Origin of the sequence: Clostridium oryzae (assembly GCF_002029235.1) — a bacterium.
Lineage (GTDB): Bacteria > Bacillota > Clostridia > Clostridiales > Clostridiaceae > Clostridium_AE > Clostridium_AE oryzae.
The window spans coordinates 58,546-76,364 of the sequence record NZ_MZGV01000021.1 but is presented as its reverse complement, the minus strand read 5'-3'; the positions used below and the strand labels follow the sequence as shown (position 1 = coordinate 76,364).

11 protein-coding genes and 1 pseudogene are annotated in these 17,819 nt (G+C 31.7%); 6 read left to right on the top strand and 6 right to left on the bottom strand.

Features of this window, described 5'->3' with window-relative positions; all coding sequences use genetic code 11:
• Positions 1-860: hypothetical protein (locus CLORY_RS23280; protein ID WP_169911599.1), on the top strand; the 860-nt coding region annotated here is incomplete at its 5' end.
• Between the two features lie 763 nt (positions 861-1,623).
• Here the strand turns inward: CLORY_RS23280 and CLORY_RS23050 are convergent.
• A pseudogene (locus CLORY_RS23050) lies at positions 1,624-2,768 on the bottom strand (IS3 family transposase).
• 303 nt (positions 2,769-3,071) lie between these two features.
• On the opposite strand from CLORY_RS23050, the gene CLORY_RS11245 reads away from it, so the two are divergent.
• Positions 3,072-3,425, top strand: coding sequence for a hypothetical protein (locus tag CLORY_RS11245; protein ID WP_079424366.1), 354 nt, complete (start codon positions 3,072-3,074; stop codon positions 3,423-3,425).
• Positions 3,426-4,324: 899 nt separating this feature from the next.
• Here CLORY_RS11245 and potE read toward each other — a convergent pair.
• The 3 genes from potE to CLORY_RS11230 form a co-directional block, all read right to left on the bottom strand.
• Positions 4,325-5,656, bottom strand: coding sequence for a putrescine-ornithine antiporter (potE, locus tag CLORY_RS11240; RefSeq protein ID WP_079424364.1), 1,332 nt, complete (start codon positions 5,654-5,656; stop codon positions 4,325-4,327).
• Between the two features lie 156 nt (positions 5,657-5,812).
• Entirely contained in the window at positions 5,813-8,056 is a 2,244-nt protein-coding gene (locus CLORY_RS11235) for an ornithine decarboxylase (RefSeq protein ID WP_079424362.1), read from the bottom strand.
• Positions 8,057-8,165: 109 nt separating this feature from the next.
• Positions 8,166-9,311 carry a PucR family transcriptional regulator gene (locus CLORY_RS11230; RefSeq protein WP_169911598.1) on the bottom strand — a complete coding sequence of 382 codons (1,146 nt, stop codon included), beginning with the start codon at positions 9,309-9,311 and terminating at the stop codon, positions 8,166-8,168.
• A gap of 452 nt (positions 9,312-9,763) precedes the next feature.
• Here CLORY_RS11230 and CLORY_RS11225 point away from each other — a divergent pair, with 452 nt between their 5' ends.
• From CLORY_RS11225 to CLORY_RS11215, 3 genes are all read left to right on the top strand, one after another.
• A complete protein-coding gene (locus CLORY_RS11225) occupies positions 9,764-11,683 on the top strand; it encodes a glycoside hydrolase family 127 protein (protein WP_079424358.1) in 1,920 nt (639 codons plus the stop codon).
• 157 nt (positions 11,684-11,840) lie between these two features.
• A complete protein-coding gene (locus CLORY_RS11220; protein WP_169911597.1) occupies positions 11,841-13,946 on the top strand; it encodes a methyl-accepting chemotaxis protein in 2,106 nt (701 codons plus the stop codon).
• A gap of 147 nt (positions 13,947-14,093) precedes the next feature.
• The gene (locus tag CLORY_RS11215) at positions 14,094-14,342 is read left to right on the top strand and encodes a hypothetical protein (RefSeq protein WP_079424355.1); all 249 of its coding nucleotides are present in this window, start codon (positions 14,094-14,096) and stop codon (positions 14,340-14,342) included.
• Between the two features lie 76 nt (positions 14,343-14,418).
• On the opposite strand, the gene CLORY_RS11210 is transcribed toward CLORY_RS11215, so the two are convergent.
• A complete protein-coding gene (locus CLORY_RS11210) occupies positions 14,419-15,762 on the bottom strand; it encodes an APC family permease (RefSeq protein ID WP_079424353.1) in 1,344 nt (447 codons plus the stop codon).
• A gap of 329 nt (positions 15,763-16,091) precedes the next feature.
• Here CLORY_RS11210 and CLORY_RS11205 point away from each other — a divergent pair, with 329 nt between their 5' ends.
• Positions 16,092-17,102 carry a substrate-binding domain-containing protein gene (locus tag CLORY_RS11205; protein ID WP_207652202.1) on the top strand — a complete coding sequence of 337 codons (1,011 nt, stop codon included), beginning with the start codon at positions 16,092-16,094 and terminating at the stop codon, positions 17,100-17,102.
• A 155-nt stretch (positions 17,103-17,257) separates the two neighbouring features.
• On the opposite strand, the gene CLORY_RS11200 is transcribed toward CLORY_RS11205, so the two are convergent.
• Positions 17,258-17,563, bottom strand: a complete 306-nt coding sequence (locus tag CLORY_RS11200; protein ID WP_079424351.1) for a hypothetical protein — start codon at positions 17,561-17,563, stop codon at positions 17,258-17,260.
• Between the last annotated feature and the right edge of the window lie 256 nt (positions 17,564-17,819).

The following is a 17,819-nucleotide window of genomic DNA, read 5'->3' as shown; positions in this document are numbered from 1 at the left end:
TCGTATACCTATCTGATAAGAATTTAAATATGACCTTAGGATGTAAATACCACGTTAAAAAGGATCATTTCATTTCACTTAATCAAGTGGTACAAGATGATGGATATGAACATAATATTCAAGATCCTAGTAATTTAAATATACCTATAGGTAAAGGCTATCGCAGAATTACTAGTCAAGGCAAAGTAATAAAAGTACTTTTTAATCGGCTGAATGAATTAGAATATTCGAGTATGTTTATACTAAATAAGGATGATTATCAAAATGTTAAATTAAGTACCGTTTATTCCAATGTTGGGAAAATTAGGTTGTTAAACTTCCCCAATTGGCGAAAAACAAATAAAATATATCAAAATCTTAATGTGGAGTTAAAGCAATATAATAAAGTACATTCCTTCAGAGATTTAAAAAGTTCTACAGAAATTGATTATTCATCCATGTGTTCTTCCAAAATTAGTGATTATAATATGCAAATAAAATCAGCTTCATTTTTACTATTTCTATGTTGCTTTGTAGGCATATTATTTTTTGTGTCACAATTAATCATGCTTCACTTTAAACTATTAACTGAATTTGATGCTGAAAAAATTAAATATAAAAAGATAAATAAAATAGGAATTCAAGAAAGGGAGGTTTCAAAAAACATATCATATGAGTTATTAATTATATTTATACTACCTGTAATGTTTAGTATTCTATTATCAGCATTTTTTTGTTACTGCCTTCCGATCGAATCTGGAAAGGGAATTCTTTCTGCTGAATACAGCATAATAATAGGATTGGCATATTTCTCAATTCAAATTATATATTATTTAGTATATAAAGGATTTTACATAAGAAAGCTTATTAATGCGTTATGAAAATATAGTGATGTTATTTAGCACCTGAAGTATCACTAATGTTTTTGAACATCGCCGGCTCATAGTGAGTTCAATAATAGATTGGATTAATAATCAAAAAATGAACTTTTGTTTTATGTGGCACATATATGAGTAGATGCCGGTTGATTAGATTTTGCGTAGCTTGTACCTGCCAAAATTTTCACCTCCGAGGTACTGAGTAATTTTAAAGTATTGATTGCAGAGTTAAACTCGCTGAGAATTCTTACTAATAAATTAGAGAACCTAACAGAAACTAAGAGGAATAATATAAACACATATATTAGTATCATGAATGAAGTAGGTGATAAAGTATACCTTACAGGATCAAAACCGCGTTAGGTGGCTCATAACACGTTTTTAGCTCTGCAAGACTCATGTTAGCTGATTATATATTTTTATTTTGCTATTATTAAGGATAGATATGATAGTGACTTTTATTATTATATAAAAGTATGTTAAACTTTCCTGTCGGATTTGACATGTAATTTGTACAGGAAAACATTTATTAATTAAGTGCTTTCCTGTGTAAATTAATTTTTATTTATTATCCGTACGTGTCTCATTGTAATGCTTGATAAGCAATTCTTTATATTTTTTATTATATAAATATGTATTTGCGCATATGGTAACCGTAAAAAAATCTCCGTCTATATTTTTGAGAATAACTTTGATAAACTAAATCCAGTAGAAAGCAGAATGATTGGATCTAAGTCAATATCTTAGACACAAAAAGTTGAACTTTTTATGCAATTTTTCTAGCTAAATCTTCACATTTTTGAGGAGATATGTAACCAATACTTCCATGTATTCTTTTTCTACTGTACCAGGCTTCTATATATTCAAATATTGCTAGTCTTGCTGTATCATAATCAAAGTAATTAACGAGGTGCACTTCTTCCTTTTTTAGAGAAGCATGAAAAGACTCTATACAAGCATTGTCATAAGGACAGCCTTTACCGCTAAAGGAATGTTTAATTATTTTAGTACTATCTATGTATTCTTTAAAAGCGGAACTTGTATACTGACAACCTAAGTCACTGTGTAGAATAAGCTGCTTAGTTGGCTTCTGAAGCTTAATAGCGTTTTTTACGGCCTGCAAGGCAAGAGTTGTATCAATAGTCCTAGACATAGCATAACCAACTATTTTTCTACTATATAGATCCATAACTGAGGCTAAATAACACCAGCCGTCTTTGATCGTGTGAATATAGGTCATATCTGTTACCTACTTCTCATTGATTGTAGTAGTACTAAAATCTCTTTTTAAAACGTTTTCTTGTGCTTCTATTTTCTTTTTAGATGAAGTAGGTCTATACTTTTTTACTATTATAGATTTTATCCCCAGCTTTTTCATTAATCGTTGGGTTTTCTTTATACTAATATTTATCCCTAAGGATTTTAAAGCTTCGTTTATCTTAACTGCTCCATAACGATTTTTACTGTCCTTGTGGATATCTATAATTTTTTCTTCTATCTTTGCATTTTCTATTGCTCTATGACTAGGCTTTTTATGTAAGTTTTTATAATATGAGCTTCTAGACACCTTTAAAACCTTACACATAAGCTTAATATCATGATATTTTTGGGTTTTAGCTATGAATTCAAATACATTAGTTACTTCCTTGCGAATATGCCCATGGCTTTTTTTAATATTTCATTCTCTTCTTCAAGCTGCTTAGTCCTTTTTATTAAAGCTTGATAGTCTGCTGCAGTTATGGTTGTACCTTTATCAACAGCTACAGGTTTATTCTTCTTTATCCATCCAGTTATTGTGGATTTTGATAGGGCATATTCACTGCTTAACTCTGATAAGCTCTTTCCAGCGTTATAAAGTTCTACTATTGTATTTTTGAATTCTTCTGTATATTGTTTTTGACCTCTTGCCATTTTAACACTTCCTTCTCTTTTCTTTATTTTAAAGTGTTTGGCTTTCTGTGTCTACAATATTATACTAACACCATTGGGACAAAACACTCTTTACGGCGGCACAAGTCAAGCTACAAGTTGCGATTACCAAGCTGCTCAATAAATTGGAGAGATAATAATAAAATTTAGCAGAACACAGAAGATCGTATATATGGTAATAATGTTATGAGAAATTAAAAGATATGATAATGTATTATTTTAATTTAAGGTATGCTATAATGTTTCTATATTTGGCGGTAATAAAAGTATAAGAAGGTGAGAATATTGGATACAGAACTGTTAAAAGCATTAAAGGAACTATTAAAAGATGAATTAAAACCATTAAGTGATAGACTTGACAGAGTAGAAGGCAAAATTGATAAGAATACTTTAATACTTGAAGAGGTTAGAGGAAATATTAAATCATTAGCAGAATTGCATGTTGCGCATAGAGAACAAAATGAAAGAGCCTTTGATAAGGCTGACCTTTTAATACAAGAGAAGTCAGATTTAATAGAAACAGCATTGACTAACACAACAAAAGAACTTAATGGAATTAAAGACAGCATTGAGGTATTAACTGAAGCAGTTGGTAAACATGAGATGGATATAAGAATATTAAAGAAAAGACCAGTTTAATTATACAAAAGTATCTTGGAGTGAAAGACAGTATATGGTAAATATTTCTGTTGGTTTACTGTAAGTTGACTGTATGTTATACTTTTATTACAACCGTTACATTTGTTAGAACAGAAACGGCTTTAAATCATTGAATTAAGAGGGTTTGCACGCAGGAAAGCGATACAGAGAACTTCAAAACCGTAGGTTCAGCGTTCGAGTCGCTGTACCCCTGCCAGTAGAAAACCAGTAGAATCGAGGATTCTACTGGTTTTTGTTTTTTGAAAATGAGTTAGTTAATGTAATCATTAAAAACTATGCTATAATATTATAAAAAAACGTTATAAAGAGGTAATGAAAATGTTTAATTTTTCGTTTTTAAATAAAAAATGAACAAGATTAGCAAAGCAATGTAGGGAAGACAATTATTGAAGCTTAAAATAGTAAGAGAAATAAAAGATGAATTTCCAGATAAAAAAGGATTTTCGTCTTTAATATATACATAAAATAAAAAAGATTCAAGAATTTATTTGATTATTTTTACATATGAGGTTCGATTTGTATTTTAATAGTGCAGTTAATTGAAAAAGTAACTTCTGCCGACCTGTTTTTTTGAAGGATTATTTTCCGGTTATATTTGTCCTTGATTTCGTTATCCTATTTTTTAAGAAGCGCAGGTTTTAAATGCACTTCATCTGCTGGTATTTGTTTAAGCATCAATTTATCCAAATGTTATTAATTCCAATAAAACATCTATAGACTCAATATTTAATAATTAATGGAATAATAATATAATTATTGCACATAATAATATTACAATTAACTATACTTTCTGATCAGCAACAATATTCTAAAATAAAAACCATAACGGGCATTCTACCTGTTATGGTTTTTATCATTAACTTTATATTAATTGAAAATTACACTAGCTTTTCAATATTATCAGATTTCTTTAAATCAAAACGATGAGAAACAAAACCGTATAGTGTCCACCCGATAAAAGTAGCTATAGATCCATACATCAATGCTTGGGAACCTGATGTATAGAGAGCATATAGACTATACACTGAACCTACCAATGCAATAAAATTAGTTATCCTCATTTTATTAACAGGGGCATTTTCGGATTTCTGCATAACGCTTACCGATGCCATTGATAGTAGATAAGGAATAACATTTGTAACTACGGCTAAGTTAACTAATACATTAAATTGCTTTGATAAGCTTGGACTAATTGTCATTAATGCAAGTAAACTTTGAAGAATTGTAATAACAATCATTCCAAGAAGCGGAGTTTCAGTCTTTGATACTTTACCGAAAATCTTAGGGAAGTATCCTGCAAGTGCTGAAGTCTTAAATACTTCAGCTATAGTAAACTGCCATCCCAATAGAGAACCGAAGCAAGAGATAACCATTAATCCCATGACAATTTTTCCTATAGTTGGATTAAACATAGTTGCAAAGGCTAATCCAAAAGGTGCATTGGAATGTAATAATCCAGCATTAGGAACAATACCAGCCATAACATTTGTTGAAACAATATATATAATTGCAGTGCCGATAGTACCTCCTAAACAAGCGATAGGAACATTTCTTTTTGGATTTTCAACTGCATCCATATTTGCTGACGCTGATTCCAGACCTAAGAAGGCCCATAGTGTTATAGAAATTGATTTTCCTACAGCAGTAAAGAAAGGATAATGATTAGGATTCCAGGAACTAACATATAATTTACCGCTGAACCAGAACCATCCGAATATACAAATAGCTAATACAGGTATAATTGCACCCCATACAGTAAAGGAACTTATTCTTCCAGTAACTCTTGCACCTCTAAAATTTAATACAGTCGCAAGCCATAAAGTAAAGATTGTAAATAGTCCTACTTCTATTGGTGAAAGTTCTTTACCTAAAAGTACAGAGGCATAACCTACAGCTGAAATTGCAATTGCTACATTAGCTATTATAAGCGATACGCCGTATGTATAATTTGCCATGAAACTTCCGGCTTTGCCAAAAGAATATTCTGCATATCCACCCATACCAGCAGAGTTTCTACTAAACATACCGCATTTAGCAAAGGCATAAGCTAAGGACATTGATCCAACTGCTGTAACTAGCCATGAGAGAATTGACATAGTTCCAACTTGAGCTAAATTCGTAGGAAGCATTATTATTCCAGAACCCATCATATTTATTGCAGTTATTATTGTAAGTTGAACTACATTCATCTTGTTTTTTTCATTGCTCATAATTAACTACTCCTTTGTTAAAATTATATAAAGCACTAATTCTAGTACATTTTGTCTTTAAAACATTTCGGAGTTTTTCTTTTGTAAAATGGTATATATTAATAAGACAAAATGTAAGAATTTAGTGCATTATATGTTGTTTTACTTTGGCTAATTTTATTTGTCTAATACAAATCCATAAGCTCTAACGCGATTATTTTCTTTTTCTAGGTATACTCCTTGAATTTCTGGTGCAAAGCCTGGAAATTCATTAATACCATCTTGTAAAATTAAGAAATATCTTTGAGCTACTTCACTCCATCTTTCACCCGGTGCAACACAGAAGACTCCTGGTGGATATGGAAGAGCACCTTCTAACGCAATTTCTCCAACGATATTATCTAAAGGTACTAGTTTACCTTCATTTCTTACTAATGCCCATCTAGCTTCTTGCGCAGTAAATACTTTTTTAGCTGTATTAATTGAATTTTTATTTTCTACTTCAGCAGCAACTTCATTTGCTGCTGTATTGTTAACATCTTCAGCAATAACAGCTCTTTCAGGGAAATAATCAGCTCTAAACAATTTTTTCTGATAGTCTTTAGCATTATTGTTTTTATAAAAATTGTGCATTTCCTGACAGAGGGTTCTTATTGTATAGTTTCTATATCTTTCTATATTGTTTGAATATATGCTAGGAAGCACTGTACTCAATGGGGCATCCTCTTTAACAAGGTGTTCAAATTGAACAAGTAAAGCTACTAGATTTTCCATCTTTGTTGATGTTTCAGCAGGTGTCATTAGGAATAGTATAGAATTTAAATCATTCTTTTCTGGAATGATTCCGTGTTCTCTTAAATAGTTTGCAAGAATAGTAGCAGGAATACCAAAATCCATATACTCTCCAGTTTCTACATCAATTCCTGGTGTTGTAAGCATAAACTTATTTGGATCAACAAAATATTGGTTTTCTCCATAGCCTTCAAAAGAATGCCATTTTTCGCCAGGTACAAATTTGAAGAACTCTATACTGCTTGCAATTTCTTCAGTATCATAGTCTTCCCATTTTTTGCCGTTTACGATTGGTGGAATAAATGGTCTGAACATGGAGCAATTCTTTAATACGGATTTTCTAGCTTCAATACCAAGTTTTACGCATTCATGCCATAGGCGCTTACCGGCTTCGCCCTCCTGCATTTTCGCATTTACATCTAATGCTGCGAATAAAGGATAAAATGGGCTGGTTGAAGCATACATCATATATGAATTATTAAAACGCTTATGGTCAACATAACGTTTTTGACCTTTTATATGCCTATCTTTTTTGTGAATTTGTGAAGTTTGAGAGAATCCTGCCTGTTGTTTATGTATGGATTGAGTTACTAATATTCCTGGGTCGTTTTCGTTCAAATCAAGCAGAAGAGGAGAACAATCTCTCATCATAGGAATAAACTGCTCATATCCAACCCAAGCTGAGTCGAATAAAATGTAGTCACATAGATGTCCAATTTTATCAACTACCTGTCTAGCATTATAGATAGTTCCGTCATAAGTTCCAAGCTGGATTACAGCTAATCTAAAAGGTCTTTTATCTGAGGCTTTTTCTGGTGCAACTTTGGCTATTTCAGCTCTTAAGTAACTTTCATCAAAGCAATGAGCATCGATACCGCCAATAAATCCGAAAGGATTACGAGAAGTTTCAAGATATACAGGATTACCACCTGATTGAACTAATGCTGCATTGTATACCGATTTATGATTATTTCTATCAAATAGAACTAAATCTCCAGGAGCAACTACTGCATTTATAGCTACTGTGTTTGAAGTACTAGTTCCATTCATTACGAAATAGGTTTTATCAGCATTGTATACTCTAGCAGCATGTTTTTCAGCATCCATTGCGGGACCTTCATGTATCAGTAAGTCTCCCAATGCAACATCAGCATTGCAGATATCCGAACGGAAAACATTTTCTCCGTAAAAATCATAAAAGTATCTGCCAGCTGGATGTTTGCGGAAATATTGTCCGCCTTGATGCCCAGGACAATCAAATTGTAAGTTTCCTTTCTCTACATAATTGCTTAATGTGCCGAAGAAAGGAGGCAGCATATTCTTTTCATATTGACTTGCAGCAGTTTCTATTTCTCTGCTGTATAGGCCTAAATCGAAATTGTTTTTATCGATTACACGATAAATCTTTTTAGTTAGTTCACTATCAAGTTTGTCGGAATTTTTCAAAACTACAAATATAGGGATACCAAACTTTGTATCATAGACATTATCAATTAAATTGATATTAGAATCAGTTAATATGACTGCAGCTACGTCTGAATAATCAGTATTTTCAGTCAACACCAAATCCCTTGTAGTCGAAAAATATTCTTTTGACTCTGCTGTATATGCAATCTTTAAATGTTTCACAAATTTATCCTCCTAGTTACTGTTATTCTTACAGGAATAATAATACACCTTTGGAGGACATTTGCGATTTGTAATAATTTAAATTGCATAACGCATCTATTTGTAAAAGTTACGAAGAAGCATCGAGCAAGGTGTATATTCTAACTGCTACAGCTAGTTCTTCATAAAAGTGCTGACTTTTATAATTTTCACATATAATTTTCTGGATTTTATCTATTCGGTACCTTACTGTATTGCCATGCTGAAATAATTCTTCAGCGGTGAGTTTTATATCTCCGTTATTTTCAACGTACTTTATAGCAGTTTTCAGTAGTTCTGTTTCATTAATTTTATCGTAATCAATTAGAGGTTCTATCATTTGTTTGTAATATTTTAAAAGCCATGGATTATCTAGCATAGGAAACAGTATTCTGCTTATGCCGATTTCGTGAAAGAACGAAATGTTTCGTTTATATGCCATGGAATATCTGAATGCATACAAACTTTCCTGTACAGAATTATTCAAATCACCTAAGTCATTATATAAACTGCTTATTCCTATAACATATTCTGTTTCGTTAAAACCCCACCATTTAAGCCGTCTTAAAATAGCATTTTCAATATCTTTTTGATCTATATCTTGAAAAGTATTAATAACAATATACCCATTTCTATAAGGAATCACTTTACTGAGTATTTCATCCACTTCTTTACCAGAAAAGTTTATTATTGCTTTTAATTTCATACTTTTTTTCTTACAGAAGGCTACTATGTTTTTTTCTTTAAAATGAATATTAATCTTATGAGCAACTTTTTTTATGCTTAATTCATCAAGATTATTATTTAAGATATAATCTATCTTAGAAGCTAAGTTTTCATATTCATTTTTTTCATCAATGGCTTTGTTAACGTATACGATTATGTCTTCAGTATAAGTATTGTTAAATAACATAATAGGAAAATTGTTTTTATTTGCAAGGTCAATTACATTATCAGGAATATAATCAAAGTAGATATTTTTAATTGCCAGGCAGCTTATACCAATTTTAATCATTATTTCTACGTTATCATACAGTTTATCAATATTATCCCTTATTGCAACAAGTGTACTTAATGCAAAATCGCCTCTACTGAAATTTTCGGCTATTAAGTTACCAATTTCGTAATCCCAAACAGCTACATGATATATTTTATTTGAAAGACCTTTTTTACCTGCTATAACTTTAAATCCATCAAGTATATCTAGTTCCAAAGCTTCATTTACGGTTATAGGCATAAGTTTTTCCCCCATTCTATAAAAACTTTCGATATGCAAAGTACATAGATAAACATTACGCAATTTGACTTACACGAGCTGAAATATAAAATGATCAGAGGTATTCAGTTTATGTAAACCAATAGTTGAAGTTTATTATCTGTATAATTTTTGTTTATTGTAAGAATAACATGGGAATATAAACAATAATAAATTAGCATATCAAGAATTTAAATGCAATAAGCATGTGCCAAATATAGAATAAAAATTTGCCCCAATAATTAAATTAATTTGTTTTTGTAAACATCTTACTTTTTGCTACCTTTTCATACGAAATAATATTTACATTATTCTATTATTTTATTACACTTAAAAAAGTGGTATATAACTCTTAGAAAGTGATGTATGTTATTATTAGTTTCTAAGAAAACGATATCAGTACGATTTAAAATTATGAGAATGGAGATGGATTTATGGAAAAAATTACACCTATCAAGGTCAGAGATTACAGAATAAGTGATGGTTTTTGGTCTAACTATCAGAAATTAGTGACGGAGGTTGTTATTCCTTATCAACAGGATATCCTCTATGATAGAGTAGAAGGGGCAGAAAAAAGTCATGCAATTGAAAATTTTCGTATAGCAGCAGGAGCTGCTGAAGGAGAATTTTATGGACAAGTATTTCAGGATAGTGATGTTGCTAAATGGATTGAAGCTGCTGCATATTCAATAATGCTTCATGCAGATAAGAAACTTGAAAGCGATATTGATGAAGTTATCGATGTTATAGAAAGGGCTCAGCAGCCTGATGGTTATATAGATACCTACTTTATAATAAAAGAGCCTGAGCATAGATGGCAAAATCTGCAGGAAGGACATGAATTATATTGCACAGGACATATGCTTGAAGCTGCCATAGCATATTATGAGGCTACCGGTAAGGATAAGCTGCTTAATGTAATGAAGCGTATGATTGATCACATAATAGATAGATTTGGCAAGGACAAGATAAGGGGAATCCCCGGACATCCAGAGATTGAATTAGCGCTTATGAGGCTGTATTCATTGACTAAAGACAAAAAATATATGGAGTTAGCTGAATATTTCATAGATGAACGTGGGACGGAGCCCAATTTTTTTGTAGAGGAAAGAAAAAAACGAGATTGGACTATATGGAATTCAGATCCGTTTGAAGCTACCTATACTCAAAATTATGCACCGGTAAGAGAACAAAAAGATGCTGTTGGCCATGCGGTAAGAGCTGTTTATCTTTATGCAGGCATGGCTGATATAGCTGCCTTTGGCGATGAAAGTTTAAAGAAGGCCTGCGAGGAATTATGGCAAAGCATTACGCAAAGGCGCATGTATGTTACGGGTGCTATAGGTTCTGCGGCTGTTGGAGAAGCATTCACTGCTGATTATGATTTACCTAATGATACTGCTTATGCGGAAACCTGTGCAGCTATTGGATTGATTTTCTTTGCACATAGAATGCTGCAGTTAACCCCCAATTCAAAGTATGGTGATACCATGGAAAGAGCTTTGTATAATTGTGTGCTTGCCGGCATGCAGTTAGATGGAAAGAGATTCTTCTATGTTAATCCGCTTGAAGTTAACCCTGAATATGACGGGAAGATTACTGGGTACAAACATGTACTGCCTGAACGACCAAAGTGGTTTGGCTGCGCCTGCTGTCCTCCTAACGTAGCAAGATTAATAACATCGCTTGGACAATACTGTTGGACTGAGTCAGAAGATACAATATATTCACATTTATTTATAGGTGGGACTGCAGATTTTGAGACAACTAAAGGTTGCAAGGTGAAAGTTGAAACAGGGTTCCCTTATGACGGGAAGGTTGCCTATAGAGTAATTCCTAAGAGTGGTAAAACTAAAGTAAGGTTAGCTATAAGAATACCAGATTGGAGTAAAAATACTTGCATTTTCTTTAATGGAGAAAAGATTGATATTAACAGCACAATTGAGGATGGATATGCGTATATAGAGAAGTGCTTTGATAAAAACGATTTACTAGAGCTATGTTTAGATATGACCCCTCATAAAGTATATGCCAATACTGCGGTAAGAGAGGATATAGGCTGTGCTGCAATTCAGCGCGGACCACTGGTTTATTGCTTTGAAGGAATTGATAATGATCAGGATTTGAATAGACTAAGAATTGCAAGAAATGCAAATATAACAGAAAAATTTGAAAAAAACTTGCTGAATGGAATAGCTATACTTAAGGTATCAGGATATAAAATGACTTCATTGAATGGTCTTTATTCTAACCAAAGACCATCTGCTCAGTCTTACGAATTAACTGCTATGCCTTATTATACATGGGGAAACAGAGGGTTAAACCAGATGAAGGTATGGTTAGCTGAAGAATAGAAAATATATAATTTCCTTAAGGGTGAAATAGCTGTCACAAAGTGATGTGACAGCTATTTATTTTTAATAAAATGTTTATTATATTAAAAAAATAATATATAATATAATAAAAAGGATAATGCTTTATGTCGAAATAAGAACAAAAGGGGGCGTTCCAATGCTAAAAAAACTAAGTCTTAGAAGCAAAATAATATTAATAATGGTACTACTCATTGTTTTTGCTTTCATATCTATTTTTTCTACTATACTATTAAATATTTACCGCAGTAGTATGAACCAGGCAGAGAATATGGCTAAGGAAGTCTCAAAGGCAAATGCAGAGAAGATTACTTCTGAATTTGAAAGAGTAGAAACTATAGCACAAGTACTTAATGAAAACATGAAAAACATGATAAAAAGCGGATTGCAGAATAGAAAGATGCTAGTGAACATACAAAAAGATCTGCTAAGCCAGAATACTAATATATATGGTATAGCTATTGCTTTTGAACCTAATGCATTTGATGGTATGGATAATAAATATATTAATACAAAACAATATGGTGAAAAGGGAATGTTTATACCTTATGTAACTAGGGATGGAGATAAGTTTCATGTAGAGGCAGCATACACCTCAGAAACAGACATGACTTGGTATAATACTCCTAAACAAACTCAAAAGGTATTTATGACTGAACCAACAGTATATAAAGTAAATGGCAATAATGTAGCTATGACTTCTATAGTAACTCCGATGCTGAATGATGCTGGTAAATTTATTGGAGTAATATCCATAGATTATAAACTTGACATACTTCAAGCTGCTATTGAAAAAATACGTCCAATGGGAGGACATGCATCCTTAGTATCTAAAAATGGTGTTTATATTGCTGATGGGAATGATAAAAAATTAGTGATGACTGATGCAAAAAAACAGGGTATGTACTGGAAAAATATTATTGATAAGACTTCTAACGGTAAGAAAATAGCAGAGTATATAAAGTCAAAGTCAAATCAAAAGTTTCTCTTTGCGGCTTATCCTGTAAGCATTAGTAACACTGATACAAATTGGTCACTAATAAGTCAAATTCCACAGAAAGAAATATTAAAGAATTATTACGGAATACTCAGATTTGTTTTAGTAGTTGCATTTCTAGCATTACTAATTTTAGTGATAGTCATAGGTACCTTTGTGACTTATGTAACTAAAGGTCTTAAATATGCGGAAGACCATCTCAAATTAATTGCTGATGGTAACTTGAGTGAAGAAATTCATGAGAAGTATTTTAAAATGCATGATGATATAGGAAGAATTGTACAATCTATGGCACAGATGCAGGCATCTCTTAGAAATATTATAGGCAGAGTTAACAGTGAGACGATTGAGGTTGTTAATACCTTTGAGATAGTGAAAGAAGATATGAGCACTTTGGGAACAAAAATTAACAATGTTTCGGCTACTACTCAGGAACTGTCAGCTGGAATGGAAGAAATGGCTGCTTCTGCCGAGGAAATGAATGCTTCTGCTGTTGAAGTGAAAAATGCAGTTGAAAATGTTACATATAAAGCGCAGGATGGTTTAAATACATCGAAAGAAATATTTGAAAGAGCATCTAAACTTAAGTCTGTTGCAGAGGAAGCTAGCAGAAGTGCAATAGATGTAGGACAAAGATTGGATATTAAACTTAGAGAGGCAATAGATCAGGTTAAAGCTGTAGAAAAGATAGACTCACTTACTGAAGAAATACTTCAAATTACTTCACAAACTAATTTGTTGGCACTCAATGCTTCAATTGAAGCTGCTAGAGCTGGGGAAGCCGGAAAAGGCTTTGCAGTAGTAGCTAATGAGATAAATGATCTTGCAGAGAACTCAAAGAATACAGCTATGGAGATACAAGATATTTCCAATTTAGTGTTAACTTCAGTTGAAAATCTTAAAAATAGTGCAGAAGAAATGATGAATTTTATTCAGAGACAAGTAGTAACTGATTATAGAGAATTTGTTGAATCTGGAGAGCAATATAAACGAGATGCTAAAATGGTGGAGGAATTAGTGAGTGATTTTAGTGCCACTTCTGAGGAATTGTTAGCATCTATACATGATATAATGCTTACTGTAGACCATGTGGCAACAGCTTCAAATGAGGGTGCAGTGGGAGCAACTGATATAGCACAGGATACAGCATCTATAAATGGACTATCAGAACAGGTAATTGAAAGTACAGACCTTTCAAAAGAGCGACTTGATAAATTAACAGAACTTGTATCAATTTTTAAATTATAAATATAATTATAGAGCTTGACTAAAAAATTTTAGTCAGGCTTTTATTATAATATATACGATGATAATATATAGATGAGTAATATTATTAGCTTCACAAGACGATATAATTAATGTTAACGTAATTAACAAGGAGGTTTTCATAGTATTATGATAAAATTAGGTCAACAGATAAGGTTTAAACAAAATAGAAAGATAAAGACTGCAAAAGGTGATATTATTGAAGTTAAAAAAGGCGACATAGCTAGAGTTGTAAGAAAGATTGATGAAGAAACTGCAGAAATAGTTTATATAACTGGAGCAGCTAAGGGACTTGCTCAAAATATTGCAATGCAGGTTGATGATAATATTAATGTTGAACAGATAGCTAAAAAGATAATGGATGAAATCAATGGATAACCCAAAATCTCATAGCATAGCTGCTGAATTTGAACTTATCAGCTGCGCTGTGAGATTTTTTAGCCTGAAACAAAAGTTAATAGGTACTTGTTTTATTATTTGTATGGAAATAAATAAGGGATACCGCAAATACCATAGCGCAAAAAGTAGCATAATATATAAATAATTTGTTTTGAAGTGCTCCTGATAAAATAAATAGTGAACCAATTGTAGCCATAATTGGAACTATAATGCCAGAACCTGCGCTTCTTATTTCTTTTTTATGGTATAGCTTGTAAACCTGATAATATAAAAATATATAAAAGATATAGCTTATTGCTATCGAGATTTCTGATATATCGGAATTAGGTAAAAGCTTATACTGAGTTGTAATATAGTGAACAATTGACCATACAACTGAGACACAATAAGCAAAAATAGAAGAGGCTATAGATATACCATATTTTTCATTCACAATATTCAGCTCATCTGAAAAAGGAATCAGCTTACCTTTTAGTGATAGTGAATAAGGTAAACGTATGAATCCGAGTACTAAACCATTTAGTGTTCCCATAACGGAAATAATTACAAATATTAATATGGCTTTTGCTCCAACAGTACCAAATAATTTTGTGGCTACGAGTGAAACATGAGCGTCACCTAAATTAATAACATTCTCAGGACCTATGTAGCAGGTAACCCCAATGAAGTATGAAACGTATATTATTAGAATGAAAATAGGAGCAAACACAAGTGCTATAGGTAAATTTCTTTTTGAATTTTTTATTTCGTTTGATATAGAAGTAGAAACTATCCAGCCGTCATAGGAGAATGCTATAGGCCCTACAGCGGATAGCCAGGTAACTCCTTGTAATGTAGATAGAGGAATAGCAGAAAATCCTTTTGATGGATTGCCGAATAAAAGACCTAAAATTGCTATTAGCACAAGGGGGATGAGCTTCACTATGGTTGTGATGTTTTGGAATATTGCCCCTATTTTTGTTGATAGTGTATTGTAAAGAAAACATAATGAATAAAGTAAGAAACTAATAAATATTTGGGTTCCAAGCGTGAAATGAAGATTAAACAAAATACTTATATATATTACTACTACCCAGGCGACTACGGCCACTAGTGTAGGAAAATATATAAATATTTGAAACCACCCAAAACCACAAGCTAGCCTTTTTCCACAAAACTTTTCAAAATAAGTTATTACGCCTCCTGCAGCATCTGTTCTGGCTGCTAGTTGACTAAGACACAAACCTCCAAATATTATACTTATAGCACCGAGAGTAAATACCACTGCTCCTAGAGGAATGTTTCCGCCAGTTGCGATAAGTACATTATCACTTTTAAAAAATATACCTGATCCAATACATACTCCGACTATCATAGCAACTGCTGTAAAAATACCGTACTTTTCTGTTTTGTTCTTCATAATATCTCTCCGTTTATTTTTTTAGTTAAAACTGTTGTTATTTTAGGGGATAATTATATCATATTGAACTATGTTAGTGTGTTTATAAAGTAATAAAATTATGCGGAAAGTTTAGATTATGTAGTATAAATATCCATATATCATCAAGTAATGAGAAAAATAGACTCCTAATACCTTTATTCTAACAATAAGTTAGCTAGTTTTATTGATTAATTTTAAAATATGAATTAATATAATACCAAAAGGCATGTTTAAAAAGCAAATAGATTAAATTAACTTAACAATAATATCCTACAATGCAATTTGAATTTAGAGGGCAGGTGTAAGCGGTGAAAAGGGTCACTATGCAGGATATCGCAGATAGAATTGGCGTCTCCAAGGTTACAGTATCAAAAGCACTTACTGGTAAAGGTGACATTAGTGAGAGTATGCGTCAAAAGATTATTCAAGTAGCTAATGAAATAGGTTATCTATATAATGCAAAAGGAAAAATGTTAAAAATGGATTTAACCTATAGTATAGGAATCATTACATCAGAAAAGTTTTTTGGGCAAGACGATTATTTTTATGTAAAGTTATACAAAACATTATCTGAAGAGCTTGAAAAACTGAATTATACTTCTATGTTTAATATAGTAACCTTTGAAAATGAAAAAAATCTTAATGTACCACGGATGCTTTTGGAACAGAAAATAGATGGTGTTATTATATTAGGACAATTAAGTAGAGAATATCTTAATAAAATTCTAGAATGCAAGTTCCCAACTATTTTTTTGGATTTTTATTATGATAATATGCGTGTCGACAGTATAATAACAGATAATTTTTTTGGCATGTATGAATTAACTAATTATCTTATTGAAAATGGACACAGAAAAATAGCTTATGTTGGTAATTTAAATTTAACTAGTAGTATCCAAGATCGTTTTTTAGGTTATTACAAATCAATACTTGAATATCAACTTGAATTCAATGAAGATTGGGTGATAAAGGACAGGAAGGATAACAGTGAATGGGCAGAAATGAAATTACCACAGAATATGCCTACTGCATTCGTATGCAATTGTGACAAAACTGCGCTAAAGCTTGTAGAACAGCTGACTAGAATGGGATATTCCGTACCTGAAGATTATTCTGTAGTGGGTTTTGATGATAGTGAACACGCTAGAATATCAGTACCTAATATTACGACAGTAAAGGTTGATATTAGTGAGATGTCAAGAGTTACTGCAAAAATGATAGCTAAAAAAATAAAAAATAAAGATAGGAAATATGGAAGAGTTTTAATTCATGGCAAGATAGTTGTCAGAGACTCTGTAAAAAGAATGAACCAATTTTAGTACAAGTAGGATATTAGTGTAAAGGAGATCACAGTATAAATGTATCCCCTTTATACTAATATTTTCAGCAAGGTTAGATTTCTCCTGCTGTTTTTGCAAGTATATATTAAAATCTATAATGTACATTTGAATGAAGAGAATATCAGTTTAATATGTTACATCATTCTGCCAATCACAGAAACCCAACTTTTCTTTTTAGGTGCTTTCTGCATAGACATACCTATAGCAGCAGCGCCTATAAGTCCAATGGCTGCTGAAGCAATAATTGTAGAATTTTTGTTAATGAAATTCTGCAGACTAAATTTACCATTGGAATCATGATAACTGCTTTCCTCGCGCATATGAAATGGAGAAAATTCATAGCTATCATTAGAAGTTCTATAAGTAAACATTGGGTGTTTTGAATGTTTTATCAGTCTATGCATTTCTTTTTTTAGGTTTATTCCACTTTTTGATGTCATAAGTTTTTTTCCTCCCATTATAAATTTTCAATACTGTATATATTATTGACCAAATATTATAATTATATAATATATAAGCTACATATAATTTGAATGTTAATATTACAGAAAAATTCTTTGAAAAAAATTGAAATTATATACTAACATAAAATAATTAACATAAATAAATTTTTACATGAGGCTTAAATCATGTTAAAATGTAATGGTATAGGTTTACATAAATTCAAATATAATAGAAGCCATACAGGAGGCATGT

What these genes read in the sequence shown, in the direction of transcription:
- CLORY_RS11200 (WP_079424351.1), bottom strand. Translation starts at nt 17,563, where the DNA reads ATGACATCAAAAAGTGGAATAAACCTAAAAAAAGAAATGCATAGACTG.
- CLORY_RS11215 (WP_079424355.1), top strand. Translation starts at nt 14,094, where the DNA reads ATGATAAAATTAGGTCAACAGATAAGGTTTAAACAAAATAGAAAGATA.
- CLORY_RS11210 (WP_079424353.1), bottom strand. Translation starts at nt 15,762, where the DNA reads ATGAAGAACAAAACAGAAAAGTACGGTATTTTTACAGCAGTTGCTATG.
- CLORY_RS11230 (WP_169911598.1), bottom strand. Translation starts at nt 9,311, where the DNA reads ATGCCTATAACCGTAAATGAAGCTTTGGAACTAGATATACTTGATGGA.
- potE (WP_079424364.1), bottom strand. Translation starts at nt 5,656, where the DNA reads ATGAGCAATGAAAAAAACAAGATGAATGTAGTTCAACTTACAATAATA.
- CLORY_RS11225 (WP_079424358.1), top strand. Translation starts at nt 9,764, where the DNA reads ATGGAAAAAATTACACCTATCAAGGTCAGAGATTACAGAATAAGTGAT.
- CLORY_RS11220 (WP_169911597.1), top strand. Translation starts at nt 11,841, where the DNA reads ATGCTAAAAAAACTAAGTCTTAGAAGCAAAATAATATTAATAATGGTA.